Below are 24,995 nucleotides of genomic sequence, written 5' to 3'. Positions count from 1 at the left end.
CGCAGTAGGGGCATAGCGCCGGCAGCAAGGCAGGAGGCGAGTCTGTGCGCGTTGACCGCTTTAGAGCAGTGAGGTTGAGGTGATAAGAGTCATTCCGTGCAGGAATATCGGCAGGTAGCTTATGTGCCCTCACGTGGCGTTGCGGGTAGCGCGCTAGCGCACAAAGGCAGCTCCGGGCCGTTTGTTGGCTTTCCTGAACGGCCGCAGTCGATCCAAAGCGGGGGCTCCCTGACTTTTGCTCTACTCTGTGACCATCGCCTGAAACCACCAGGAGGGGATGATGTTCGAGGGTTTTCAGCTTGAAATGGTCGAATTGCCTGAGGCAACTTTACGCGTTCGCTACGGCGGCTCAGGCCCGCCGTTATTGCTGCTTCACGGTCACCCCCGTACCCACACGACGTGGCATGCGGTTGCCCCGCTGCTGGCTGCATCCTTCACAGTGGTGTGCCCTGATCTCAGAGGTTTCGGCAAGTCCAGCAAACCTACGCAACATAATGATTTTGAGTGTTATTCAAAAAGAGCGAAGGCACGTGACTGCGTCGCCCTTATGGATTTCCTTGGATTTGAAGCGTTTTACTTAGCGGGCCATGACCGGGGCAGCTACGCTGCTTTTCGCACAGCACTTGACCATCCCTCCAGAGTGCTGAAGCTGGCTATCCTGGATGGGGTGCCCATTCTTGAAGCGCTTGAGCGGTGTGACGCGAGGTTCGCCTCCAAATGGTGGCACTGGTTTTTCTACGCTCAGCCGGACAAACCAGAACGAGCAATCCTTCCTGACCCCGCAGGTTGGTATCAGGCCAGCGCTGAATCAATGGGGAGCGAAAATTATCAGGATTTTCAAGCCGCGATTCAGGACCCAGAAACCGTTATCGGCATGCTCGGTGATTATCGCGCGGGAATGGCGATCGACCATCTCCATGACCGAGCAGACCGCGAGGCTGGCCGCACACTTCAGTGCCCGCTTCACGTTATCTGGTCTTTAAGGGACGACTTAGAAGAAATATATGGGGATGTTCTGTCCGTTTGGAAGCCTTGGGCGGAGCAGGCAGTAACGGGCGCGGGCATCGACTGCGGCCACCATATGGCTGAAGAGGCTCCAGTCGAATTGGCTAAGACACTCAAAACTTTCTTCGACGAGAGGTGAACTGTGCGCAGAGCCAGTAACCGCTTCTGGCCGCTAATGGTCTATGGCAAGGAAAGCGCCATGCCTGATCGACCTTAGCCGGGTCGACCCGGGGAGAAAACCAGAACCGCCATTCCTCAGCCTGGACGACTCGGCAGAATGGCCCAGCTAACGTTGCATTATGGTGGGCAACGATGGCTTCTGCTTTGAGTCTTGGGGTATCGGAGCAGGTAGGTCCGTTTGCGACGAGCACAGCGTCGAATCCGCAATCGCGGGCGGCGCGTCACGTGCTGTCTACGCAATATTGAGTTTTCATGCCCGTAACAACGTAATGACCAGTGAGCCTACCTTCGAAGTTGCAACGCAAGCGCATCTCAACCGCATGGCCGCTACGGAGCGGCAATACGAGGTCTGGGCGCGCAAAGCTGACTGTTGGGATGCTTCAGCGAAAAAAATAGCGAGGCCGCTGCCGGGTTTCGCCACTTTTGGCTAAAAGGTCTACAGCGGTGACCATCCTTTTACTGCGCCTGCACCGTTGCCTAGTCTCCATGGCCTAGTCTCGATGCTTGAGGCCTACCGAGGCGCGGCAGTTTCGGGATTCGATACTTCCCCGCCTGTAAGGCCAGCACCCGCGGTCTTTCATGCTCGGCGATTGACGGACAATCGTGAGCTTTGCTTGCTTCGGGGCCTCGTCCTTTGAAGGGTCGGCGCCCACTCGAAGGGAGACGACGTTATCAGCGCCTCTGGCAACGAAATTCTGATCGTTGAACACGGTTTGCCGAGCAGTGTTGGTTGCGACAGGCGTATCCGGTAGTGCTCGATGTTGCGGTGATTCGACGCCCTGCATCGGCAGCATGTTACTTGCCCGCGCGAATCCTTCATCGCTTCCGGCAGGACTCGTCGTCTGTTTGTGTGTGAAGTCCAGACCGGATGTACCGCTTATCAGCGGGAGCGCGCCTATCGTGGCTGCGCTTCCGATCACCAGGCAGGTGACGGCGTAAATAACGCTGTGTTTGTGACGCCTTCGGGTGATGCGTTCGGGAGCATCGCTAATGTCAGCTTTCATCCATTCTCCGGCTCGTCCATGAGGCGCTAGATCGCTCCTCTCCTACGCGCTCAGCCCGCACAAGGCGGGCTGAAAGATAAAACGTACGCCCGGGTTGGTTGACTCACACCAACGCGATTAAAAACGACCACTTCTGCCCTAAACAAACGGTTCTCGGAGGCGATCGAACGGGTAGCCATCTTGTCTTCCCCGCTCGAATAAGTCACCAGACAATCGGTTGGCCGTCCCAGGCCCAAAACGTGCCGCTGTCGGACGGTCCGTGTGCGCCCACCACCTCAAGAATGCGCTCCGCCGAGAAACCCGGTTCGAAGAGCTGGCCATCAGGCACGTTGCCCTGAAACGGCCGAGAGAGCTCCGTGTCAGTCGTACCTGGGTGTATGGCCAGCACAGTAGAGGCGCGGTTCAGGCGTTTCAATTCAATGCTGGCCGTGTGCAGCAACTGATTGAGGGCCGCTTTGCTGGCCCTATAGCTGTACCAGCCACCCAAGCGGTTATCGCCGATGGACCCGACCCTCGCCGAGAGCGCCGCGAAGGTGGAAGGTTCTTTGCGCAATAACGGCATCAGGTGTTTAAGCAGCAGGATCGGTGCAAAGGTGTTGGTCGCGAAGCTCGCTTGCAGGCTCGCCAGCGTCAGTTGTGCCAAACCCTTTTCGGGCTTTGCGCCGTCCTGATGAAGGATGCCCAGCGTGCTGATGACGAGGTTCAGATGGTCACATCCTTCCAGCGTCTCGCTCACCAGTGTTTCTAGGGATTGCTCGTCGCGCGCGTCGCAGTCGACGCGCCTCAGGCGTGGGCCATAGCGTTGCGCAAGCGTTGCCAGCTCTGCAGAGGTACCGGCTTTTCGCGCCACGGCCCAGACTTGGCCCACATCATCGCGCGCAAGCAGAGCCGTGCACAGCGCCAAGCCAATACCTCGACTGGCTCCGCATATCAGCACGTGAGCGTCGCTGTTCAGTTCGGGTATCAAACTCATGACGGACCTTTAGGAGCATGGCTGAAGTGTGTTTTGACTTTGAGGCAAGGTACTGCGTTCAGGCAAGCGGTTGCTTGCAGCCAGGCCTCAACTAAAGCGGCCTTCTTTCGCCGGCCTCAAGGTCTCATCTCGTCAACAGAAACCTTCGAATTTTCACCGAATGTGTGATCCCGCCCTTTCTGCATGCGTCATGAATCCTAACCCCTGCCGCCGTCAGGGGAACGACTCCAGGACCCTCCATGCAAACGCTGTTGAACGAGATTCTCGACGAAGTGCGTCCCTTGATCGGCCGAGGCAAAGTGGCGGATTACATTCCCGCGCTGGCCGACGTGCCGGCGCAGCAGCTCGGCATTGCCGTGTATGGCAACGATGGCACGTATTACTGCGCGGGCGACGCGCTTGAACCGTTTTCGGTGCAGAGCATTTCCAAAGTGTTCAGTCTGGTCCAGGCGATTGGCCATTCCGGCGAAGCCATTTGGGAGCGCCTGGGTCATGAGCCCTCGGGCCAGCCGTTCAATTCGCTGGTGCAGCTGGAGTTCGAGCGCGGGCGGCCGCGTAATCCTTTTATCAACGCTGGCGCCCTGGTGATCTGCGACATCAACCAGTCGCGCTTCGCCGCGCCGACGTTGTCCATGCGCGATTTCGTACGACGACTGTCGGGCAATCCCCACGTATTGATTGATGCCCGGGTGGCAGACTCCGAGTACCAGTTCCGCGCACGTAACGCCGCCATGGCGTACCTGATGCAGTCTTTCGGTAACTTCCATAATGAGGTCGAAACCGTGCTGCGCAGTTACTTCAGCTCCTGCGCGCTGAAGATGAGCTGTCTGGACCTCGCCCGGGCGTTTTGTTTTCTGGCAAACAACGGTTTTTGCAAGCACAGCGGCGAGCAGATCCTGACGCCGCGCCAGACCCAACAGGTCAACTCGATCATGGCCACCAGCGGGCTGTATGACGAAGCCGGCAATTTCGCCTACCGCGTAGGGTTGCCGGGCAAGAGCGGGGTAGGGGGCGGCATCGTGGCGATTGTGCCAGGGCAATTCACCGTGTGCGTGTGGTCCCCCGAGCTGAACGCAGCGGGCAATTCGCTGGCCGGGATGGCAGCACTCGAAATGCTGAGTTCGCGGATTGGCTGGTCTGTTTTTTGACGAGGCGCGACGCTGCGTCTGTGAGGAATCTTCCAAAACGAGCAACCCGGATGCTCGCTGGTCGCCTTTCTGAAAGACTCAAACCGAACCGTGTTGAGGCCCAGGCGATACCCGATAGAATGCCGCTTTAGCCCTATCCAGTTCGAGCCAGGCTGCGGAAGTTGACTCCGTGGCGATGTCGGGAGATTCGTTTGACTACTGTTCCGGTCAATCCGCGCGGCGATGAGCGCCTGTCTGATGCGCTAAATGCCAGTGAGCGGCTGGTGATGGCGGGATCAATGGGGGAGGTTGTCGCCGTCTTGCGCGACGTGGCGCGTGCCACGGTTGAAGCGGATGGCGTTGCGATCGTTACTCATCATGACGGACAGTGTTCTTATGTCGCCGAAGATGCGGTCTCTGCGCTCTGGCAGGGCCAGACGTTTCCGGCCGATCGCTGCATTTCGGGTTGGGTCGTGCGGCACGGCGAAACCGTCGCGATCAGCGACATCCGGCTCGACCCCCGTATCCCGCAGGAGGTCTATGCGCCCACCTTTGTGCGCAGCCTCATCATGGCGCCTATCGGCCGACCTGCTCCGGTCGCGGCGCTCGGCGCCTATTGGGCGCAGGCCCGTACCCACGACGACGATACGGTCAAACGGCTGGAAAGCCTGGCGCGTCTGGCGACGATTGCCATTGAAAATACAAGCCTTAGTCAGGCACGCCATCGGGCGGCAGCACTGGGTGCAGCCCAGAATCGCATCCTCAAGCTGGCCGTTGAAGAGACCAGCCTGGCTGTTGCGCTCGATGCGATCGTCCACGAAGTGGAAGCACTGTCGCCTTCTCGGTTCCTGGGCAGCATCCTCCTGCTGAACGAGGAGGGCAGCCAACTGCAGCATTGCGCAGGCCCCAGCCTGCCTCGCGCCTACACCGACGCCGTTGAAAACATCGCGGCCGCCGCAGGCACCGGGTTCGCCGATGCGGTCACGGCCCGTAAGGCCCCGGCGCCAGTGTCGGATATCACAAAAGACCCGCAGTGGGCCGAGTTCCGGGCGTTGGCCATCGGGCATGGCCTGCACGTCTGCGCCTCCATCCCGATCCGCTCGGCGCAGGGCGCCAGGCTCGGGAAATTTGTCATGTATCACCCAGAGCCGCGCGAGCCGGTCCCCGCAGATCTCGAGATCAGCGACTTCGTGGTCAAGACCGTCGGACTCGTCGTGCACAGGTCCCGGACGGAGGCGGCGATCCGCAGCAGTGAGGCGCGCTACCGCCAGATCGTCGAGGGCGCGGAGGACTTCGCGATTATTACCTTCGATGCGCGAGGTCAGGTGACGGGGTGGAGCATCGGTGCCGAGCGCGTCGTCGGCTACCGCGCCGACGAAGTCATTGGCCGTGAGGGCGACCTTTTCTACACCGATGCTGACCAGGCCGAGCGGGTGTTCCAGACCGAGCTTGCACGTGCCAGGGATCAGGGACGGGCCGTCAATGAGCGGTGGCACGTCCATGAAAACGGCGCGCGCTTCTGGGGGTCGGGACTGATGATGCCGCTCGCCATGGATCAGGGCGGCTTCGTGAAAATCTTCCGCGACCGTACGGCCGAGCATCAGGCAGAAGCGGCGCTGCAAGAGAGCGCGGCACGGCTGCGTTTTTTTGATGAGCTCGATAACCGTCTTTTCAGCATTCGCCGCGCCGAAGACGCGATGCTTGCAGCGACCGAGTTGCTGGGCCGCGAGCTCAACGTGTCGCGCTGCGCCTATGCGGATGTCGATCCCGATAATGACCGCTTCTGGATCCGCAACGACTACAACGCGCCTGGCGTCCAGAGTTCGGCCGGAACGTACAGCCTCGATCTGTTCGGCCCGCGGGCAGCGGCTGACATGCGCGAAGGCCGCACGCTGATTGTGCGCGACGTGATTGCAGAGCTGAGTCCCAGCGAAGGCCTTGAAACGTTTCGGGGCATCGGCATCGACGCGATCATCTGTTGTCCGCTTGTAAAAAATGGCCGGCTGGCGGCGATGATGGCTGTTCATCAAGATCAGCCTCGAGACTGGCTGCCCTTCGAAGTCATGCTGGTCAGGGAAGTCGTCGAGCGTTGCTGGGCGCACGTCGAACGGGTAGGCGCCGAGATGCGTCTGCGCGAGAGCGAAGAGCGCCTGCGCCTTGCCGTTGAGCACGCCGATATTGGTTTCTGGGACGTGGACCTCGTTCACGACACGCTGATCTGGCCGCCCAGAACCAAGGCGATGTTCGGCATCCACGCTGACGTGCCGGTCACCATTCAGGACTTCTACGACGGCTTGCATGCCGAGGATCGGGACGCAACGATCCAGGCGTTCATGGCGGCCAGCGATCCTGAGCGCCGCGCGTTGTATGACGTCGACTACCGCACCGTCGGCAGGGACGACGGTATCGTTCGCTGGGTGGCGGCCAAGGGCCGGGGCGTGTTCGACAAAGCCGGGCATTGCTTGCGCGTCACCGGCACGGCGGTCGAGGTCACCGCCCGCAAAGAAGCCGAGGAGGAATTGCGTGAACTGAATGCCACCCTGGAAGGGCGCGTGGCCAGGGCCATCGCCGAGCGCGAAGAAGTCCAGGAAGCGCTGCGCCAGAGCCAGAAGATGGAAGCGATGGGGCAGCTGACGGGCGGTGTGGCCCATGATTTCAACAACCTGCTCACCCCGATCGTCGGCACCCTCGACATGCTCCAGCGCAGAGGGGTAGGCGGCGAACGTGAGCAGCGACTGATCTCCGGTGCCGTGCAATCGGCTGATCGCGCCAGGACCCTGGTGCAGCGGTTGCTTGCCTTCGCCCGCCGCCAACCGCTACAGCCGGTTCCGGTCGACGTGGCGAAGCTGGTGAATGGCATGGGCGATCTCGTCGCCAGCACCACCGGGCCGCAAATCCGCGTTGTCGTCGACGCTCCGCCCGATCTCCCAGCGGCGATGGCTGACCCCAACCAGCTTGAAATGGCGCTGCTGAATCTGTCCGTGAACGCACGCGACGCGATGCAGGAAGGCGGGACGATGAGGATCTCTGCCAGCACCGAATGGGTGGGCCAGGGGCATCGCTCCCAGCTGCCCACCGGCGATTATCTTTGCCTGTCGGTGGCGGACACCGGCATTGGCATGGATGCGTCCACTCTCGCCCGGGCGGTGGAGCCGTTTTTCTCCACCAAGGGCGTCGGCAAGGGCACGGGGCTGGGGCTGTCGATGGTTCATGGCCTGGCATCCCAGCTCAAGGGTGCGCTGACGATTCAGAGCTCGCCGGGGCTGGGAACAAATGTGGAGCTTTGGCTGCCGCGCAGCATGACCGTACCGGCAACGGCCTTGCGCATCGACGACGCGCCGGAGCGACGTACACCGCGCGGGATCGTGCTGCTGGTCGATGATGAAGAGCTGGTGCGCGCCAGCACGGCGTACATGCTGGCCGACCTGGGCTACCGCGTGATCGAGGCCTCGTCCGGTGAAGAAGCATTGCACCTGCTGGACGCCGGTGAGCACGTTGACCTGATCGTCACCGACCACCTCATGCCGGGCATCAATGGCACCGATCTGGCCCGGATTGTTCGAACCTCCCGGCCTGGCACGGCGATCCTTCTGGTCTCGGGCTACGCCGAACATGAAGGGCTCGACCCGGACCTTCCGCGGCTGGCCAAGCCGTTCCGCAAGAGCGAGCTGGCGGCGAGTCTTGAGCAGTTGGGGGTTGAATCCTGAACGGGCGGCGGGGCTAGGGGGTGGCGAGGATTTCACAATCTTCACACCTTGTGAAGATGGGCTTTTTAGCCGACTTTCTCGTACCCTCTCCATTGGCGGAATGGCCAATGGCTCTGCGGCCTGTTAGCAGCATCGTTTGACAAACCGCATGGTGTGAAGGAACATTTGCCGCAATTGCGCCCAATCCTCTGGTACCGGCAAGTCCGGTTCTATGGTTGGGCCTTCTCGTATCTGGGACATGGAAGTTGCGACAACTCGCTCCACCCAAACCATTCAGATCCTATGCCGACCTGGCCAGACTTCTAGCCAGTCGCGGTCTGGAGGTTGCAGATCCGCTGCGTGCCGAGCGCAAGCTCGCGCAGGTGGGTTATTACCGGCTCAGTGGGTTCTGGTTTCCGGCACGGGAGTTCGTGCGGGATCAGAACGGTCAAGTTGCCCTCTGCAACGCCACGCTGAAGCCGCTTCGACAAGATGCCTTTAGGGCGGGCTCATCCTTCGATTCGGTCGTCGGCCTCTATCTCTTCGACAAGAAGCTTCGCCAGTTGATGCTCGATGCAATCGAGCGTATTGAAATTCATATGCGCTCGGTCATTGCCCATGAGGTGGGATACCACGATCCGCTTGCTTACATGGACATGCGATTCATCAACCCAAAGCAAGCCACAAATTGGCAGGACCGGCGCGGGAGGCAGCGCAACACCTGGAATGAGTGGCAGAACCGGCAAACAGAGCAAATCAACCGCAGCCGGGAAGACTGCATCGAATGGCACCGGCAGAACCAAAAAGCCATGCCTTTTTGGGTAGTCGTGGAAGCCTGGGACTTTGGGACGCTCTCCAAATACTTTGAGATCCTTAAAGGAAGCTATCAAAACCGCATTGCGGCGCGACTGGGTATCAGCAATGCCAAGGTATTAAAGGAGTGGTTGCAGGAGATCAACACGCTGCGAAACCGCAGCGCTCACCATACCCGCATTTGGAACCAAGTCGCGTCCAACCCGGTACCGGTATTGTCGGCGGAGCCCTACTTTCAAGGCTTGGCGCTGGATCACAATGCGCTCAGCCGTCTCTATGGATTGATTTCCGTTATGTGGTTTCTGCTACGCCAGATCGGGCCAGGATCGCAGTGGCTGCGCCAAGTGGCGGACATCGTCGACACGAAGCCCGGTTTGCCTGGCTGCACGTTCGCCTCGCTTGGGCTCCCATCCGAGAAAGGGTTCCCAAGGCATTTTTTTGGTATGTAAATCTCCGCAGCCCGGACCCGCCTGCGCACGGCAGAGGTAGACCCCGTCTAAGGACTGCTGGTCATCTCTGGGAGGCCAGCGCCCGCCAACCCTCAACCGTCCGAAACTTCAGCAACCTCGTGGTTCTCTGCCATCATTCCCTCATCGCTTCACGCTGAGGTCGTGCAATGTCTATCGGACAACTGAAGATCAACGCCATCCGCCTCGTCGGCGGGACCGCTGTGCTGGACTTTCTCAATACCTGTGACGGGCGCCGCCCGGGCTCGAGGTCGCGGGAGGTGATCGACAAACTGAGCAGCCTGGAGGACATCGTCCACTGGTTTTTTCACGCAGGATTTATCACGCTTGAAGAGCATCAGCACTTCATGGCCGTGGTCGAGCGTTCTTCCTGGCATACGGTAACTGCATTCCGCCAACTGATCGATTTCCGCGAAGCGCTGTATCGGCTGCTCTTGCCGCTTGCGCTGGATCAGGGCGCAGAGCAAGCCAGCCTTGATGCGTTGAACCAGGCGTTAGCCGACACCGCAGGTCAGCGCGTACTGGTGGCGACGCCGGCCGGTGTCATGTGGCGCTGGCGCGTCGGTGATGACCTGGGCGCGATGACCGCCGGTTTTATCGGCCGGCTGGCGGTTCAGGCATCGGCGCTGCTGACCTCCGGCGATCTGGCGCGTTTGAAGGCATGCGCCATGACCGACTGCGACTGGCTATTTCTCGACACCTCGAAAAACGGACGCCGTCGCTGGTGCCAGATGAACGTCTGCGGCGCGCGGGAGAAAGCCAAAAGAGCCACCGTGGGCTTCTGAGCACAGAAGCCGGAGAGCGTGCAGCCAGACTCGCCGTCATGCCGCCAAATACCAGGGAACCTGCCCGGTTCTCAAGCTTCTTATCTCTAGTTCGGGAGTTCGCGGCAGGTGTTGCGACAGGGCATGAGAGAGCAAAGGCATGGGCGACATACGGATTGGCATTTCAGGCTGGCGTTATACGCCATGGCGCGGGGATTTCTATCCTGACGGCCTGGCGCAGAAAAACGAGCTGAAATTCGCCTCCCGGGCGGTGAACAGCATCGAGATCAATGGCTCGTTCTATTCGCTGCAGTCGCCTGACCTGTACGCGCGCTGGTACCACGATACGCCCAAGGGGTTCGTGTTCAGCGTCAAGGGCCCGCGCTACATCACCCATGTCCGCCGCCTGAAAGAAATCGATGAGCCCATCGCCAACTTCTTCGCTTCCGGTCTTTTCCAGCTCAAGGAAAAGCTGGGGCCGATCCTCTGGCAATTCGCGCCCAACTTCAAATTCGATGCCGAGCGTTTCGAGCATTTTCTTGCCCTTTTGCCCCACAACGGTAAAGCCGCGAAGGCCTGCGCGAGCCAGTGCGCCGAGCGGTTGAAACAGCCGGGGTATCTGGACATTCCGGCGCGTCTGACCCTGCGTCACGCAGTGGAAATCCGCCATGAGAGTTTTTTGGTGCCGGCGTTTGTGGCGCTGCTGCGCAAGTACAAAGTGGCGCTGGTGGTGGCTGATACCGCCGGCAAATGGCCCCATGTAGAAGACCTCGCTACCGATTTTGTCTATGTGCGCCTGCACGGCGACAAGGAACTCTACGCCAGCGGCTATTCCGACGAGGCGATCAAACAGTGGGGCGACCGCCTCGATGCCTGGCAGCAGGGTACGCAGCCCAAGGATGCCAGGCTGATCGTGGAGAAGACTCCGAGAGCGCGGAAATCCCGCGACGTTTATTGCTACTTCGACAACGACATCAAGGTCCGCGCGCCCTACGACGCGCGCCGCTTGCTTGAACGTTTCAATCTCACCGAGAACCTGGAAGTTGCGCCAGGCGATTTGCATGGAGCCACGTTGTGACCAGTGCCCTGATGACCGAAGACCTCAAGGGGCGACGACAACGCGCGTCGGCCCCCGTCACCCTCAACGTGCTGACGATGAACATGCACATGGGCTTCGGTTTCCTCAATAAACGTTTCATCCTCCCGGAACTGCGCGATGCGGTGCGTACGGTCTCCGCCGATATCGTCTTCTTGCAAGAAGTACACGGCGAACAGCAGGACCACGCGCAAAACGTGAAGAACTGGCCGACCACCTCGCAGTACGAGTTCCTCGCCGACAGCATGTGGAAAGACTTCGCCTACGGGCGCAACGCGGTGTATCCCCACGGCCACCACGGTAATGCGTTGCTGTCCAAGTACCCGATCATCCGCCACGACAACCTCGACATCTCCATTCTCGGCACCGAGGAGCGCGGCTTGCTGCACTGTGTGCTGGACGTGCCGGATGTCGGCGAAGTGCATGCGGTATGCGTGCACCTGGGCCTCAAGGAGGTCCATCGACAGCAGCAGCTGAGATTGCTCGCCGATCTGGTCAGGGGTTTGCCGGCGGATGCGCCGGTGATCGTCGCCGGGGATTTCAATGACTGGCGGCAAAAAGCCGACGACGTATTGAATCCTGCCGGGCTGCGCGAGGTCTTTGTTGAATCGTTTGGCGCGCCGGCGAAAAGCTTTCCGGCGCGCTTCCCCTTGCTGCGCCTGGACCGCATTTACGTGCGCAACGCGCAAATCCGGTCGCCCAGGGTGATGTCCAATCGTCCCTGGTCGCACCTTTCCGATCATGCGCCTTTGGCGGTGGAGGTAACGCTATGAAGGCTATGAAGGGCATGAGCGCCATGTGCGGTATCTGGCGGGACGGCAACTCGGTGGAGTTGTTGATCAATGGCGAAGACTTTTTCGCCCGTGTGTTCGATGCCATACGTGCCGCGCGTGAGGAAGTGTTGATCGAGACGTTCATCATTTTTGAAGACCGCGTGGGCGAGGGCTTGCAGCAGGCGGTGATTGAAGCCGCCAGCCGCGGTGTTCGCGTGGTCATCACGGTGGACGACTACGGCACCAGCGACCTGAGCACCGAGTTCGTCAGCAAGATGATCGAAGCCGGCGTGCAGGTTCAGTTGTTCGACCCGCGCCCGAAGTTGATGGGCATGCGCACCAACCTGTTTCGACGCCTGCACCGCAAAGTGGTGGTGATTGACGGCGAGTTGTCGTTCATGGGCGGGATCAACTACAGCGTCGATCACATGGCTGACACGGGCATCACTGCCAAGCAGGACTACGCCGTGCTGGTGCGCGGGCCGATTGTCGCCGACATCTATCGCTCGACGCTGGCCATGCTCGGTCCGGCAGTGCGCAAGACGTTCACGCCGCTCAAACCGGTGACCCGGCAGGCCGGCAGCGCACGGATGCTGCTCGCCGAGCGCGACAATCGCCATCACACCACGGACATTGAAGAGCAGTACTTGCTGGCGATGCGCAACGCGACTCAGCGCATCACCATCGCCAATGCTTACTTCTTCCCCAGCTACCGGTTTCTGCGCGAACTGCGCAATGCCGCCCGACGCGGGGTCAAAGTGACGCTGATCCTTCAGGGCCAGCCGGACATGCCGTTCGTGCGTGTGTGCTCGCGCCTGACCTACACCTGGTTGCTGCGCGAAGGCGTGATCATCCATGAATACAAACAACGCGCGTTGCACGGCAAGGTCGCGCTGATCGATCACGAGTGGTCAACCGTCGGCTCCAGCAACCTCGACCCGCTGAGCCTTGCGCTGAACCTGGAAGCCAACCTGTTCATTCGCGATCACGCGCTGAACCAGCGGCTTCACGATCACCTGCGCGATCTGGCCGTCGCCCACAGTAAACAGGTCAATCTGAAGGGCCTGGCGAAAGGGCAGTGGTGGCGCGCGCCGATGATCTTCCTCAGCTTCCACTTCCTGCGCCACTTCCCGGCGATTGCCGGCCTGTTCCCGGTACACGGCCCACGCTTGAAACCCTTGCGGGCGCCGGAAACGCTGCCGGAAGCCGCCGCGCTTAAAACCGAACTGTCGCCCGATCAGGAGAAATCCCTATGAGCGGTGTCTCCCAAACCTCTGCTCACGAGCAGAAACCTGCCGACGCAGGCAAGAATCGACCGTGGCTGACGTGGGCCAAGCGCGCGTTCACCTTGTTCTTTTTCATTGCCGTGCCGGTATTGCTGTTCACGCTGATGAAAAACCTCGACTGGAACGAGGTGATGCATGCGCTGGAGTCCTACAAAGCCAGCACCCTGGCGCTGGGGTTCGTCATCGCCGCGGGCAGTTACCTGACCTATTGCGGCTTCGACGTCCTCGCCCGGCGTTACACCGAACACAAATTGTCGGTAAAACAGATCATCCCGGTGACCTTCGTTTGCTATGCCTTCAACCTCAACCTGAGTTCGTGGGTCGGCGGCATTGCGCTGCGCTATCGGCTGTATTCCCGGCTGGGGCTGGACGTACCGACCATCACGCGCATCCTCAGCCTGAGCCTGATTACCAACTGGCTGGGTTACATGCTGCTGGCCGGGTTTGTATTTGCGGGCGACTTTGTCGACCTGCCGGAAGGCTGGAAGATTGGCGACACCACGCTGCAACTGATCGGCTTTGTACTGCTTGGGATCTGCCTGTCGTACTTTCTCGCCTGCCGCTTCTCCAAAAAGCGCACCTGGACCTTTCGCAAGCAAAAACTGGTGCTGCCATCGCTGAACCAGGCAATGCGCCAAGCCTTGCTGGGCGCGCTGAACTGGGGCCTGATGGCGCTGCTGATCTACGTGCTGCTGCCTGAAAAAGCCTTCTACCCGGCCGTGCTCGGGATACTGCTGATCAGCAGCATTGCCGGCGTCATCGCCCACATCCCGGCCGGGCTTGGCGTGCTGGAAACGGTCTTCATCACACTGATGCAACACCAATTCAGCAAAGGCCAACTGCTGGCTGCGCTGATTGGGTACCGCGTGATCTACTTCCTCATCCCGCTGATGCTCGCGCTGGTGGTTTACGTGGTATTGGAAAAACGCGCCAAGGCCATGCGCAAGAAAAACGAAGGGCAGGTGTAGATCTGCAATAACCGCCACCTGCATTAGCCTGTAAAAGCCGGCGGGTAGGCGACCGCGTTGAGTCAGTCAATATCTCTGCAACTGATCCACCGCGTTCGCCAGCAAGCCGGCTCCTACAGTGAGTGTTCATGCAGTCAGTGGGACCGGCTTTAGCCGAGAAGCTCTTGATCCGCTTTTGATCTTCATACGCAGAAGGTCCCAATACCGCCAGGCGCGACGTGGGTGCAGGCTGAACGCAGACGACGCGGAGCGTCCCAAACGGCGTTACCACGCGGAGCGTGGGAACGATCAGCATTTTATGGTTAGCGGCCAGCTATCTGGTTTTCAGACAATCTGTGTGGGACCGGCATTAGCCGGGAAGCCCTTGATCCGCCTTTGATCTTCATACGCAGAACTTCCAGACACCGCCAAACGCGACTTGGGTGCAGGCTGAACGCAGGTGTCGCGCAGTGGGCCGAGCCGCATGGATGCGGCGAGAGCGCCGTCAGGACATGGATGTCCGTTCGGCGCGGGCCCACGGAGCGGGACCGGAGTGAAGGAACCCCGACGCAGGAGGGGCCTAACCGGGAGCACAAGCCCTTGGTTACTTGGGCTTTATCAAGTAACTCGCCGAAGGCGAAACAGTCTGCCCCCAGGCAGACGCTGTTGACGTTAAAGATCAATCCCGACCGGCAAACATCCTCACCGCATCCACCGCATCATTCGTCCCGGAACTGATCTGCACAATCGCCTCGCCGGCCTGATCCGCCAGGTCCACACCCTTGACCGCCGTGCTTCGGGTGTTGTCCATACTCACGATCGCCTGCCGCGTCTCGTTCTGAATCACCTGAATCATCTCGGAAATTTCCTGCGTCGAACGGCTCGTGCGCCCCGCCAGTTGCCGGACCTCATCGGCCACCACCGCAAAACCACGACCCTGATCCCCGGCACGGGCCGCCTCGATCGCCGCGTTCAGTGCCAGCAAATTGGTCTGATCGGCAATGCTGCGTATCGTATTGACGATCGCCGTAATCTGCTCGGACCGCTCACCCAACTGGCCAATGATCCTCGACGAATCATCGATATTCTGCGAAATCTGCCGCATCTCGCTGGCCGCCTGCTGGATCACCTGCGTGCCTTGCTCGGCGTACTTCTGCGTCTGCACCGAAATGTGATAAGCCTGGGCAGCGCTGTGGGAGTCCTGCTCGTGCTTCTCGATGCGCGCGGTCACGTCCGACGCAAACTTGACCACTTTCCACAGCTTACCGGCGGCGTCGTACACCGGGTTATAGGACGCTTCCAGCCAGAGCGTCTGACCATGCTTGCCGACGCGCTTGAACTGGTCGCTGAAAAACTCGCCCTTGTTCAACCGACGCCAGAAATCCTGGTACTCGGCGCTGTTGGCGACTTCCGGCGGGCAGAGCGTCTTGTGGTTCTTGCCCAGCAGCTCCTGGCGGCTGTAACCCAGCAAGCGCAACAGGTTGTCGTTGGCGGCGATGATCGTGCCGTCCAGATTGAACTCGATCACCGCCATGGCGCGGTCGATGGCGTGTAATTTATTGCGCGTTTCGCTCTCCGCCTGCAGATTGGCGGTCACGTCCATCGCGTACTTCACCACCCGGATGACCTTGCCATCCGAATCCCTGACCGGGTTATAGCTGGCCTCCAGCCACACCGTGCTGCCATCGCCCGCGACGCGCTGGAACGTCGAGGTCACGAACTCGCCGTTGCGCAAGCGCGTCCACAACTGCGCGTACTCAGGGCTGCGGGCGTGCTCTGGCGTACAGAACAGGCGATGTTCCTTGCCGATGACCTGCTCGGGCCGGTAGCGCATGGTGTTGAAGAAGTTGTCGTTTGCCTTGAGCACCACACCGTTCAGATCGAATTCGATACTGGCCATCGAGCGATTGATGGCTTCCAGCAGGCTGGCCTGATGGGCGACGGTCAGTTGCAGGTCCTGGATGGTTTTATTCTTGGACGAGTCGAAAAACATAATGGCGGCTCAGGGCAAGTGGAAGAGGTGTGGTCCTGATCCATGACCTTGCGAGCGAAAAGCAGCTCAGATGCGTGTTCCATTTGCAGCGCAGAATCATCACGCAGCTGATATTAAAAAGCTATACCAAAGTTATACAGTTCGTCGGCTTTGTATAGGATGGTCAGTCTTCAGTCCTCGAAACCGCCCTGTTCTGACATCTCGTCCACCTTCAGCTCCAGGCGATAGGCGACGGCGATAAACAGCGCCTGGCACAAACACAGCGTGGCGCTGAGTGAGCGAAACGCGAACGAGCTGCCTTCGTTGACCAGCAGCACAGCGTTGGCGCGCTTGGCCAGCGGGGAAAGGTTGCTGTCGGTAATGATCAACGTCTTGGCCTGATGATGCTGAGCAATGCGCAGGCAGTGCTGCGTTTCCTTGCCATAGGGCGTGAAACTGATGGCGATCACCAGATCGTTGGCGCGCACGCTGCGCATCTGCTCCCGGTAACTTCCGCCGAGGCCGGAAACAAGGTGGATGCGCTTGTTGGTGTGCTGCAGGTTGTAGACCAGGTAATCGGCGACGGCGAACGAGCGGCGCACCCCGACCACGTAGATGTTGTCGGCATTGACCACCAGGTCCACGGCTTTCTCGAAGGCCTCGTCGTCCAGTTCCAGCGCCAGTCGTTCGAGCCCCGAGAGGGTGGCATTGACGCATTCGCGGGCGAGGTCGCCCGCGTTGGCCTTCTGCGATTTGTTGGCGATCATGCTGCGGATACGTTGCTGGTAGTTTTGCACCGGCGTGGCTTTATGGGTGTAGGCCTCGCGGAACAGCGCCTGCATTTCGCTGAAACCACTGAAGCCAAAGCGCTGGGAGAACCGCACGATGGCCGACGGGTGCACTTCGCATTCCCGGGCGATGTCGCTGATGCGGTCGACCATGATCCGGTCGCTCTGCTGGCTCATGTAACTGGCAATACGCTTGAGCTGGCGTGGCAGGCTTTCGTATTCGGCCGTGATCAGCTTGAGCAATGCGTCGGCGGTCTCCGGGGCGGCAGTGACGGCGGTTGCACTGTCGGCTCCGGTGTCGGGCGAGCCAGGCTGATTGAGGCTGGGCATACGGGCGAATCCTTTGGCGGGTGGTGGTGTGGCGGTTTTGTAAGGACAGGCAGCCAGTTTTGCAGGCTGCGACCCGCAATGCAAAGTGGAATAAATATTCCACCTGAAAATAATTTAGAAAAATTCATTGATCAAGCCTCGGCGCCGTTCTAGTCTGCACCCACGCACTCGCCGTAAGCACCCCTTGCTGCCGGGCGCACAGCACTCAAACTCATAACAATAAAAGAAGAGGGGCCGGCATGGGCCAGACTCGTTTTGCCACTGGGCGTCAGCTGGACGTCATTTGTCTCGGGCGGCTGGGCGTCGATCTTTACGCGCAGCAGATCGGCGCGCGTCTGGAGGACGTCAGCAGTTTCGCCAAATACCTCGGCGGCTCCTCCGCCAATATAGCTTTCGGGACCGCCCGCCTGGGTGTGAAGTCGGCCATGCTGACCCGCGTCGGCGATGATCACATGGGCCGTTTCCTGGTTGAATCCCTGGCGCGGGAGGGCTGCGACGTCAGCGGCATCAGGGTCGACGCCGAACGCCTGACCGCCATGGTCCTGCTCGGCATCAAGGACCGCGAAACCTTTCCATTAGTCTTCTACCGCGAGAATTGCGCCGACATGGCGCTGCAGCCGGAAGACGTCCATGAAGCGCAGATCGCCTCCAGCAAGGCGCTGCTGATCACCGGCACGCATTTCTCCACTGATCAGGTGTTCCGCGCCAGCAGCCAGGCGCTGGATTACGCCGAAAAACACAACGTCAAACGCGTCCTCGACATCGATTACCGCCCAGTGCTGTGGGGTCTGGCCGGCAAGGCTGACGGGGAAACCCGCTTTGTCGCCGATGACACCGTCAGCCAGCACGTGCAGCGCATCCTCCCGCGCTTCGACCTGATCGTGGGCACCGAAGAAGAATTCCTTATCGCGGGCGGCTCGACCGACTTGCTCAGCGCCTTGCGTCGGGTGCGCTCGCTCACGGCGGCAACGCTGGTCGTAAAGCTCGGGCCGCAAGGTTGCACGGTGATTCACGGCGCCATTCCCGAGAAGCTCGAAGACGGCGCCCTCTATCCCGGCGTCCGCGTAGAAGTGCTGAACGTGCTGGGTGCGGGCGACGCGTTCATGTCGGGCTTTCTCAAGGGTTGGCTCAACGATGAAAGCGACGAGCGCTGCTGCCAGCTGGCCAATGCCTGCGGCGGGTTGGTGGTGTCGCGGCATGCTTGCGCACCGGCGATGCCGACCCTGGCCGAGCTGGAATACCTGTTCAACAGCCCGGTGCCGATTACGCGACCCGATCAAGACCCGGTTTTGCAACGTCTGCACCGCGTCAGCGTGGCCCGTCGCGCATGGCAACAACTGTTCATTTTCGCCTTCGATCATCGCGGGCAATTGGTGGAGCTGGCGCAAAAGGCCGGACGCGATCCGGCGTGCGTCAGCCAGCTCAAGCAGCTGTTTGTCCAGGCGGTCGCGCGGGTCGAGGCTGATTTACAGAAACGCGGCATCGCGGCGGATGTCGGTTTGCTCGCCGATCAGCGCTTTGGTCAGGATTCACTGAATGCGGCCAGTGGGCGCGGCTGGTGGATAGCCCGACCGGTGGAAGTGCAGGGCTCGCGCCCGTTGGCGTTCGAGCACGGCCGTTCGGTCGGGAGTACCCTGCAGGCCTGGCCCGAAGAGCAGATCATCAAGTGCCTGGTGCAATACCACCCTGACGACGAGCCGATGCTGCGTCTTGAGCAGGAGGCTCAACTGCTGGGCCTTTATCAGGCCTCGCTGGTGAGCGGTCACGAGCTGCTGCTGGAAGTCATTCCGCCCAAGGATCATCCTTCGCCCCATCCGGACGTGATCTACCGTTCCCTCAAGCGCCTGTACAACCTCGGCATCTACCCGGCCTGGTGGAAAATCGAATCGCAACCGGCGCAGGTCTGGGAACAGCTCGACGCGCTGATACACGAGCGCGATCCGTATTGCCGGGGCGTGGTGTTGCTGGGGCTGAACGCCCCCGCCGAAACCCTCGCGGCCGGCTTTCGCGAGGCGGCAAACAGCACCACCTGCCGGGGTTTCGCTGTCGGCCGCACGATCTTTCATGAACCCAGCCGCGCCTGGCTGGAGGGGGAAGTCGACGACGCGGACCTGATCAATCGAGTGCAAAGCAACTTCGGTTTCCTGATCGAATCCTGGCGCGACGCCCGGGCCTGATGCTGGACTCGACGTCTGAACGTAGCGTCTGGACCGAGTGCTCGGTCGAACGTCATAAAACAATAAAGGTGCAGCCATGCCCGCTTCCGTAATCCGAATTGGCATCAACCCGATATCCTGGAGCAACGACGACCTGCCGGCCCTCGGCGGGGAAACGCCGCTGAGCACTGCGCTCAGTGAGGGCAAGGAAATCGGTTACGCAGGCTTCGAACTCAACGGCAAATTTCCGAAAGATGCCCAGGGCGTTGCCGATGTGTTGCGTCCCCATGAACTGGCGCTGGTGTCGGGCTGGTATTCCGGGCGACTCGCCAGTCGCTCCGCGGCCGAAGAGATCGACGCCATTGCCAGCCACGTCGAGCTGCTAAAACACAACGGCGCGACGGTGTTGGTCTACGGTGAAGTCGCCGATTCCATTCAGGGCCAGCGCATTCGTCTGGTCGAGCGGCCGCGCTTGCACAGCGCCAGTGCCTGGCAGGCCTACGCCGACAAACTCACCGAGCTGGCGCGGTTCACCCTGTCCCAAGGCGTGCGTCTGGCCTATCACCACCACATGGGCGCGTACGTCGAATCGCCGGAGGACATCGACACGCTGATGGCGCTGACCGGCGACGAGGTTGGCCTGCTGTTCGATTCCGGTCACTGCTACATGGGCGGGGGCGACCCGCTGCAGGTATTGAGCAAACACGTCAGCCGCGTCTGCCATGTGCATTTCAAGGACGTGCGCAAACCGGTGGTGCAACTGGCGCGCAACAACCTCTGGAGCTTTCCGGACTGCATCGTCAATGGCACCTTTACGGTGCCCGGCGACGGCGACATCGATTTCGCTGCGCTGCTGGAGGTGCTGATGCAGGCCGGTTACCAAGGCTGGCTGGTGGTCGAGGCCGAACAGGACCCGGCCGTTGCGCCGAGTTACGCCTACGCCAAAAAGGGCTATGAAACGCTGCGAACGTTGCTGTCCGCCGCGCAACTGCAGCACACGCCTCAACAATCGCCTGAACACAGGAGCCTGTGAACATGAACCTCTTGGTCAAGAGCAAGCCCGAAGGGCGCGATGTGGTAGCGCTGGCGGACGGCGTGCTGACGTACGTGGGTTTCTCCGCCCACCGATTGAGCGTTGGCGAACGTCTGCCGGTGAACGCCGGCGACAAGGAAATCTGTCTGGTGCTGCTCAGCGGCCGCGTCAGCGTCAGTGGCGAAGCGCCGGGGCAGGGCAGTTTCAGCTGGGAAAACCTCGGCGACCGGCAATCAGTGTTCGAGGATAAATCGCCCTTCGCGGTGTACCTGCCGCCGGGCAGTCAGGCCGAAGTCACGGCGTTGAGCGCGGTGCAGATCGCTGTGTGCGCCGCGCCGGGTAATGCCTCCGGTAATTTGCCGGCGCGGCTCATCACCCCGGACACGATGAAACGCAGCGTGCGCGGCAGGGCGGCCAATACCCGGTACGTGTGCGACATCCTTCCCGATTCCGAGCCTGCGCATTCGCTGCTGGTGGTGGAAGTGCGCACGCCTTCCGGTCACTCGTCGAGCTACCCGCCGCACAAGCACGACAAGGACGACCTGCCCCACGAGAGCTTCCTCGAAGAAACCTATTACCATCAGGTCAACCCGCCCCAAGGCTATGTGTTCCAGCGCGTGTACACCGACGACCGCAGCATCGATCAGGCCATGGCCGTGGAGAACAACGATCTGGTCACGGTGCCCAAGGGTTACCACCCGGTCAGCGTGCCGTATGGCTACGAATCCTATTATTTGAACGTGATGGCCGGACCGAAACGCGCCTGGCAATTTCACAACGATCCGCAGCACAGTTGGCTGCTCGACTTGTAATCCCCTTTTTTTGCAGGAGCCCCGCAATGAACACTGCCCCGATCATCGGCCACTACATCAACGGCGAGGTGCACGACAGCGCCGAGCGTTTCAGCGACGTGTTTAATCCTGCAACCGGTGCCGTGCAGGGCCGCGTAGCGCTGGCCGAGCAGAAAACCGTTGACGAAGCCGTCGCTGCAGCGCAGGCCGCTTTTCCGGCCTGGGCCGATCAGTCGTCCCTGCGACGGGCGCGGGTGATGTTCAAGTTCAAGGAGCTGCTCGATCAGCATCATGACGAGCTGGCGGCCATCATTTGCCGTGAGCACGGCAAGGTGTTTTCCGACGCCAAGGGCGAAGTGGTCCGTGGCATCGAGATCGTCGAATTCGCCTGTGGCGCGCCGAGCCTGTTGAAAAGCGACTACAGCGACAACATCGGCGGCGGCATCGACAACTGGAACCTGCGTCAGCCCCTGGGCGTGTGCGCGGGCGTCACGCCGTTCAACTTCCCGGTGATGGTGCCGCTGTGGATGATCCCCATGGCGCTGGTCACCGGCAACTGCTTCATTCTCAAGCCGTCCGAGCGCGACCCGTCGGCGAGCCTGCTGATGGCGCGCCTGCTCAAGCAGGCCGGGCTCCCGGATGGCGTGTTCAACGTGGTGCAGGGCGACAAAGTCGCGGTGGATGCCTTGTTGCAGCACAAGGGCATTGAGGCGATTTCGTTCGTCGGCTCCACGCCCATCGCCGAGTACATTCATCAACAGGGCACGGCCCACGGCAAGCGCGTGCAGGCGTTGGGCGGTGCGAAGAACCACATGATCGTGATGCCCGATGCCGACCTCGATCAGGCCGCTGACGCCCTGATCGGCGCGGCTTACGGCTCGGCGGGCGAGCGCTGCATGGCGATCTCCATCGCCGTGGTGGTGGGTGACGTGGGGCAGAAACTCATCGATAAGCTGCTGCCGCGCATCGATGCGCTCAAGGTGGGCAACGGCATGAACGCCGATTCGGACATGGGCCCGCTGGTCACGGCGGTGCACAAGGCCAAGGTCGAAGGCTACATCGCCCAGGGCGTGCAGGAAGGCGCGAAACTGATCGTCGACGGGCGTCATTTCACGGTGCCGGGGGCCGAAGCGGGCTTTTTCGTCGGTGCCACGCTGTTTGATGACGTGACCCCGGAAATGACCATCTATAAAGAAGAAATCTTCGGGCCGGTGCTGGGCATCGTCCACGTCCCTGATTTCGCCTCGGCGGTCGAGCTGATCAACGCCCATGAGTTCGGCAACGGCGTGTCCTGTTTCACCAGCGACGGCGGCATCGCCCGCGCGTTTGCGCGCAACATCAAGGTCGGCATGGTGGGCATCAACGTGCCGATCCCGGTGCCGATGGCCTGGCATTCCTTCGGCGGTTGGAAACGCTCGCTTTTCGGGGATCACCATGCCTACGGCGAAGAAGGCCTGCGCTTTTACAGCCGCTACAAAAGCGTCATGCAGCGCTGGCCGGACAGCATCGCCAAGGGCGCGGAATTCAGCATGCCGACGGCCAAGTAACACGCGTCCAACGCCGATATTCGTTTGGGCCTGTACGGACGCGCTGGCGAGGGTTCGCTCCGTAGGAGCCGGCTTGCTGGCGAACGCGGTTGATCAGTGCCAGATATGTTGACTGACCCACCGCATTCGCCCTCAAGCCGGCTCCCACAGATCGTGTAGTGAGCCCGCCAACAGCGGAGTCAGCACAGCAGGGCTTCAACACCTCTAATAACAACAAGGTGCAAGCATGACCACGACTCGATTGACCATGGCCCAGGCCCTGGTGAAGTTTCTCGATAACCAGTACGTCGAAGTCGACGGCGTGCAGAGCAAGTTCGTCGCCGGGGTGTTCACTATTTTCGGTCACGGCAATGTGCTGGGCCTGGGCCAGGCGCTTGAGCAGGACAGCGGCGATTTGATCGTGCATCAGGGCCGCAACGAACAAGGCATGTGCCACGCCGCCATGGGGTTCGCCAAGCAGCACCTGCGGCGCAAGGTCTACGCATGCAGCTCATCGGTCGGCCCCGGCGCCGCCAACATGCTCACTGCCGCCGCCACCGCATCGGCCAACCGCATTCCACTGTTGTTATTGCCTGGCGATGTCTACGCCAGTCGCCAGCCCGATCCGGTGCTGCAACAGATCGAACAATTTCACGACCTCAGCATCAGCACCAACGATGCTTTCAAAGCCGTGAGCAAATACTGGGACCGCATCAACCGGCCCGAGCAACTGATGAGCGCGGCCCTCAACGCCATGCGCGTGCTCACCGACCCCGCCGAAACCGGTGCCGTGACCCTGGCGCTGCCTCAGGATGTGCAGGCCGAAGCTTACGATTATCCCGACAGCTTTCTGCAAAAACGCGTGCACCGCCTCGACCGCCGTCCGCCCACCGAAGCGATGCTCAACGACGCCGTGACGCTGCTCAAAGGCAAACGCAAACCGCTGCTGATCTGTGGCGGCGGCGTGCGCTATTCCGGCGCGGCCGCCGAACTGCAGGCGTTTGCCGAGCGCTTCGGCATTCCGTTCAGTGAAACCCAGGCCGGCAAGAGCGCCATCGTCTCGGCCCATCCGCTCAACATGGGCGGCATCGGCGAGACCGGCACCCTGGCGGCCAACACTCTGGCGCGGGAAGCGGACCTGATCATCGGCGTCGGCACCCGTTACAGCGACTTCACCACCGGGTCCAAATCCCTCTTTCAGAACCCTGACGTGCAGTTCCTCAACCTCAACGTCGGCGCGTTCGACGTGCAGAAGCTCGATGGCGTGCAAGTGCTGGCCGATGCGCGCCTGGCGCTTCGGTCTCTGGCGGACCAATTGGGTGATTACCGCGCGCAGTGGGGTCATCAGCCTCAGGAAGCAAGGGCGGCGCTGAAGGCAGAAGTGGATCGCCTGTACGCCGTGGAATACCAGGCCGAGGATTTCGAGCCGGAAGTCAGCGGCCATCTCGATCCGCAGGTGCTGCGCGATTTCATCGAGATGACCGGCTCGTGCCTGACCCAGAGCCGGGTGCTGGGCGTACTCAACCAACAATTGCCTGCGGACGCAGTGATCGTCGCAGCGGCCGGCAGTCTGCCCGGCGATTTGCAGCGGGCATGGCGCAGCACCAGCGTGGACAGTTACCACGTTGAGTACGGTTATTCGTGCATGGGCTATGAGGTCAACGCCGCGTTGGGCGTAAAAATGGCGGCGCCAGAGCGTGAGGTGTATGCGCTGGTTGGTGACGGTTCCTACATGATGCTGCACTCGGAACTGGCCACCTCGATTCAGGAGCGGCGCAAGATCAACGTGGTGCTGCTGGACAACATGGCCTTCGGTTGCATCAATAATTTGCAGATGGGCAACGGCATGGGCAGTTTCGGCACGGAATTTCGCTACCGCAATCCCGAGACCGGGCAGTTGGACGGTGACTTCGTGCCGGTGGATTTCGCCATGAGTGCTGCGGCCTATGGCTGCAAAACCTACAAGGTCAGCAACGCCCGGGAGCTCGAAGCGGCACTGGCCGATGCGCGCACGCAGACGGTTTCGACGCTGATCGACATTAAGGTGCTGCCTAAAACCATGATTCACGGCTACCTGTCGTGGTGGCGCGTGGGCGTGGCGCAGGTGTCGACCACGGGCACCACGGCCCAGGCGTATGAGCGGCAAACAGCGGCGTTGGCCAAGGCCCGTCAGTATTGAGAAGCACCTTCACTGTGGGAGCCGGCTTGCTGGCGAATACGTTGGATCGGTCAACATCTCTGCAGCTGACCCACCGCGTTCGCCAGCAAGCCGGCTCCT

16 protein-coding genes and 3 pseudogenes are annotated in these 24,995 nt (G+C 60.9%); 14 read left to right on the top strand and 5 right to left on the bottom strand.

Annotation, left to right across the window (positions count from 1 at the left end; translation table 11 throughout):
- Positions 1-280: 280 nt before the first annotated feature.
- Positions 281-1,144 carry an alpha/beta hydrolase gene (locus VF672_RS17650; RefSeq protein WP_331105843.1) on the top strand — a complete coding sequence of 288 codons (864 nt, stop codon included), beginning with the start codon at positions 281-283 and terminating at the stop codon, positions 1,142-1,144.
- 103 nt (positions 1,145-1,247) lie between these two features.
- On the opposite strand, the pseudogene VF672_RS17645 reads toward VF672_RS17650, so the two are convergent.
- Together VF672_RS17645 and VF672_RS17640 are read right to left on the bottom strand one after the other, a co-directional pair.
- Positions 1,248-1,451, bottom strand: a pseudogene (locus VF672_RS17645) (isochorismatase family protein); the annotation flags it as partial.
- Between the two features lie 940 nt (positions 1,452-2,391).
- Positions 2,392-3,162 carry an SDR family NAD(P)-dependent oxidoreductase gene (locus VF672_RS17640; RefSeq protein WP_331105842.1) on the bottom strand — a complete coding sequence of 257 codons (771 nt, stop codon included), beginning with the start codon at positions 3,160-3,162 and terminating at the stop codon, positions 2,392-2,394.
- 239 nt (positions 3,163-3,401) lie between these two features.
- Here VF672_RS17640 and glsB point away from each other — a divergent pair, with 239 nt between their 5' ends.
- The 8 genes from glsB (at position 3,402) to VF672_RS17600 (ending at position 14,142) form a co-directional block, all read left to right on the top strand.
- Positions 3,402-4,310 (top strand): glutaminase B, encoded by a 909-nt coding sequence (glsB, locus tag VF672_RS17635; protein WP_331105841.1) that lies wholly within the window; start codon positions 3,402-3,404, stop codon positions 4,308-4,310.
- A gap of 278 nt (positions 4,311-4,588) precedes the next feature.
- Positions 4,589-7,996 carry a PAS domain S-box protein gene (locus tag VF672_RS17630; protein ID WP_331105870.1) on the top strand — a complete coding sequence of 1,136 codons (3,408 nt, stop codon included), beginning with the start codon at positions 4,589-4,591 and terminating at the stop codon, positions 7,994-7,996.
- A gap of 245 nt (positions 7,997-8,241) precedes the next feature.
- Positions 8,242-9,237, top strand: coding sequence for an Abi family protein (locus tag VF672_RS17625; RefSeq protein WP_331105840.1), 996 nt, complete (start codon positions 8,242-8,244; stop codon positions 9,235-9,237).
- Between the two features lie 167 nt (positions 9,238-9,404).
- A complete protein-coding gene (locus tag VF672_RS17620) occupies positions 9,405-10,040 on the top strand; it encodes a CGNR zinc finger domain-containing protein (protein ID WP_331105839.1) in 636 nt (211 codons plus the stop codon).
- Between the two features lie 139 nt (positions 10,041-10,179).
- Positions 10,180-11,097 carry a DUF72 domain-containing protein gene (locus VF672_RS17615; RefSeq protein WP_331105838.1) on the top strand — a complete coding sequence of 306 codons (918 nt, stop codon included), beginning with the start codon at positions 10,180-10,182 and terminating at the stop codon, positions 11,095-11,097.
- A 77-nt stretch (positions 11,098-11,174) separates the two neighbouring features.
- Positions 11,175-11,888 carry an endonuclease/exonuclease/phosphatase family protein gene (locus tag VF672_RS17610; RefSeq protein WP_331105869.1) on the top strand — a complete coding sequence of 238 codons (714 nt, stop codon included), beginning with the start codon at positions 11,175-11,177 and terminating at the stop codon, positions 11,886-11,888.
- A gap of 14 nt (positions 11,889-11,902) precedes the next feature.
- Complete coding sequence (clsB, locus tag VF672_RS17605; RefSeq protein WP_414705626.1) at positions 11,903-13,144, top strand: cardiolipin synthase ClsB; 1,242 nt, start codon at positions 11,903-11,905, stop codon at positions 13,142-13,144.
- Entirely contained in the window at positions 13,141-14,142 is a 1,002-nt protein-coding gene (locus tag VF672_RS17600) for a lysylphosphatidylglycerol synthase domain-containing protein (protein WP_331105837.1), read from the top strand. The genes clsB and VF672_RS17600 overlap by 4 nt, the downstream gene beginning before the upstream one ends.
- Before the next feature lie 658 nt (positions 14,143-14,800).
- On the opposite strand, the pseudogene VF672_RS24690 reads toward VF672_RS17600, so the two are convergent.
- The 3 genes and pseudogenes from VF672_RS24690 to VF672_RS17590 form a co-directional block, all read right to left on the bottom strand.
- A pseudogene (locus VF672_RS24690) lies at positions 14,801-15,232 on the bottom strand (methyl-accepting chemotaxis protein); the annotation flags it as partial.
- A gap of 105 nt (positions 15,233-15,337) precedes the next feature.
- Positions 15,338-16,021: pseudogene (locus VF672_RS24685) on the bottom strand (PAS domain-containing protein); the annotation flags it as partial.
- A 263-nt stretch (positions 16,022-16,284) separates the two neighbouring features.
- The gene (locus tag VF672_RS17590) at positions 16,285-17,211 is read right to left on the bottom strand and encodes a MurR/RpiR family transcriptional regulator (RefSeq protein ID WP_331105835.1); all 927 of its coding nucleotides are present in this window, start codon (positions 17,209-17,211) and stop codon (positions 16,285-16,287) included.
- 239 nt (positions 17,212-17,450) lie between these two features.
- Here VF672_RS17590 and VF672_RS17585 point away from each other — a divergent pair, with 239 nt between their 5' ends.
- The 5 genes from VF672_RS17585 (at position 17,451) to iolD (ending at position 24,896) form a co-directional block, all read left to right on the top strand.
- Entirely contained in the window at positions 17,451-19,388 is a 1,938-nt protein-coding gene (locus VF672_RS17585) for a bifunctional 5-dehydro-2-deoxygluconokinase/5-dehydro-2-deoxyphosphogluconate aldolase (protein ID WP_331105834.1), read from the top strand.
- Positions 19,389-19,464: 76 nt separating this feature from the next.
- Positions 19,465-20,400 (top strand): myo-inosose-2 dehydratase, encoded by a 936-nt coding sequence (gene iolE / locus VF672_RS17580; protein ID WP_331105833.1) that lies wholly within the window; start codon positions 19,465-19,467, stop codon positions 20,398-20,400.
- A 2-nt stretch (positions 20,401-20,402) separates the two neighbouring features.
- Entirely contained in the window at positions 20,403-21,212 is an 810-nt protein-coding gene (gene iolB, locus VF672_RS17575; protein WP_331105832.1) for a 5-deoxy-glucuronate isomerase, read from the top strand.
- Between the two features lie 26 nt (positions 21,213-21,238).
- A complete protein-coding gene (locus VF672_RS17570) occupies positions 21,239-22,738 on the top strand; it encodes a CoA-acylating methylmalonate-semialdehyde dehydrogenase (protein WP_331105831.1) in 1,500 nt (499 codons plus the stop codon).
- 226 nt (positions 22,739-22,964) lie between these two features.
- A complete protein-coding gene (gene iolD, locus VF672_RS17565; protein WP_331105830.1) occupies positions 22,965-24,896 on the top strand; it encodes a 3D-(3,5/4)-trihydroxycyclohexane-1,2-dione acylhydrolase (decyclizing) in 1,932 nt (643 codons plus the stop codon).
- Positions 24,897-24,995 lie beyond the last annotated feature (99 nt).

This window comes from Pseudomonas sp., from assembly GCF_036387035.1.
Lineage (GTDB): Bacteria > Pseudomonadota > Gammaproteobacteria > Pseudomonadales > Pseudomonadaceae > Aquipseudomonas.
The sequence above is the reverse complement of the archived record's forward strand: the minus strand, read 5'-3'. Positions and strand labels throughout refer to the sequence as shown.